The organism is Nguyenibacter vanlangensis, from assembly GCF_013376155.1.
Lineage (GTDB): Bacteria > Pseudomonadota > Alphaproteobacteria > Acetobacterales > Acetobacteraceae > Gluconacetobacter > Gluconacetobacter vanlangensis.
Map to the genome: position 1 here is coordinate 1 of NZ_JABXXP010000652.1, position 1,552 is coordinate 1,552.

General features: G+C 69.7%; 2 protein-coding genes. Both read right to left on the minus strand.

The window, feature by feature from the left end:
- Positions 1–1,134: 5'-3' exonuclease H3TH domain-containing protein (locus HUK84_RS17665; RefSeq protein ID WP_281362849.1), on the minus strand; the 1,134-nt coding region annotated here is incomplete at its 3' end.
- 10 nt (positions 1,135–1,144) lie between these two features.
- Positions 1,145–1,360 (minus strand): zinc-finger domain-containing protein, encoded by a 216-nt coding sequence (locus HUK84_RS17670; RefSeq protein WP_176641419.1) that lies wholly within the window; start codon positions 1,358–1,360, stop codon positions 1,145–1,147.
- Between the last annotated feature and the right edge of the window lie 192 nt (positions 1,361–1,552).

Below are 1,552 nucleotides of genomic sequence, written 5' to 3' on the forward strand. Positions count from 1 at the left end.
CGCCACCGCCAGCGAAATCCCCACCAGCCCGGCGCGCAGCGGGTCCAGCCCGTCGGTTTCGGTATCCAGCGCGCAGAAGCCGGCGGCGCGCGCCTCGGCCAGCCAGCGTTCCAGCGCCTCGGCGCTGGTCACCGTCTCGTACGGTCCATAGGGCGCCTGGTCGGGCGCCGCGTCCGCAGAGACAGGAGATGAAGCGGAAGAGGATGCCGGAGAAGAGACTAGACTGGGGGCGGGCGCCGGTATCGCCACGCCGACCGCGGCCGCCGAGTCCTTGACCCCCATCCGGTGCAGGATGGAGCGGAACCCCATCCTTTGCAGCCATTCCCCCAGCAGCGCCTCGTCCGGTTCGCGGCAGATCAGCGCGTCCAGCGGCAATGGGCAGGGCGCGTCGGCGCGCAGGGTCACCAGGTCGCGCGACAGCCGGGCCTTGTCGGCATATTCGATCAGGTTGTCGCGGCGCCTGGACGGCTTCATCGCCGCCGCCCCCGCCAGGATCGCGTCCAGCGAGCCATATTCCGCGATCAGCGCCGAGGCGGTCTTGGGCCCGATCCCCGGCACGCCCGGCACGTTGTCGACCGAATCGCCGATCAGAGCCTGCACGTCGATCACCTTGTCCGGGGTCACGCCGAACTTGGCCTCGACCTCCTTCAGCCCGATCGGTTTCTGGCGGATCGGGTCCATCATTTCCACCCCGGGGCGGATGAGCTGCATCAGGTCCTTGTCGGACGACACGATGGTGCAGCGTCCGCCGGCCTCGGTCACGTGCCGGGCATAGGCGGCGATCAGGTCGTCGGCCTCCCAGCCCGGTTCCTCGATCCCCGGCACGCCGAATGCCGCCGTCGCGGCGCGCACCAGGCCGAATTGCGGACGCAGATCCTCGGGCGGTTCGGGGCGGTGGGCCTTGTACTGGTCGTAGATTTCGTTGCGGAAGGTCTTCCGCCCCGCGTCGAAGATCACCGCCAGGTGCGTGCCCGCATGGTCGCGCAGCAGGCGCGCCAGCATGTTGGTGAAGCCGAACACCGCGTTGACGGGCGTGCCGTCGGGCGCGGTCATCGGCGGCAGGGCGTGATAGGCGCGGAAGATGAACCCCGATCCGTCGACCAGGATCAGGTGAATCGGGGCGTTGTCGGACATCGTCGTTCGATCAGTGCGCGGCCTCGTCCACCGCGTCGGGATTCAGCACGAACAGGCGCGAGCAATAGGGGCAGAACGTCTGGTGGGCGGCGATGCGCAGCCACACGCGCGGATGGCCCAGCGCCCCCGCGCCCCCGTCGCAGGCCGGGGCGCGGGACTGCACGATCACGGTTTCGACATGCCCCAGGTGGGGCGTCGGCGTCGGATACTGGGTCTGGACCTGCATGATGTTCGCTCCGCCTGTTCTCGTGGCCGATGGCCAGGATGGTCGGGGGATGATACGCAGGATCGCCGTGCTTTCAAACCTCCGCCTGTCACCCCTGCTTCATGCGTCTTTCCGGCTCGGCCTTCTGGCCGCGGTCCTGGCCGGCTGCGCGCTACGCGACCCGCCCACCCCGGTCCCGCCCGCGCGATGGGC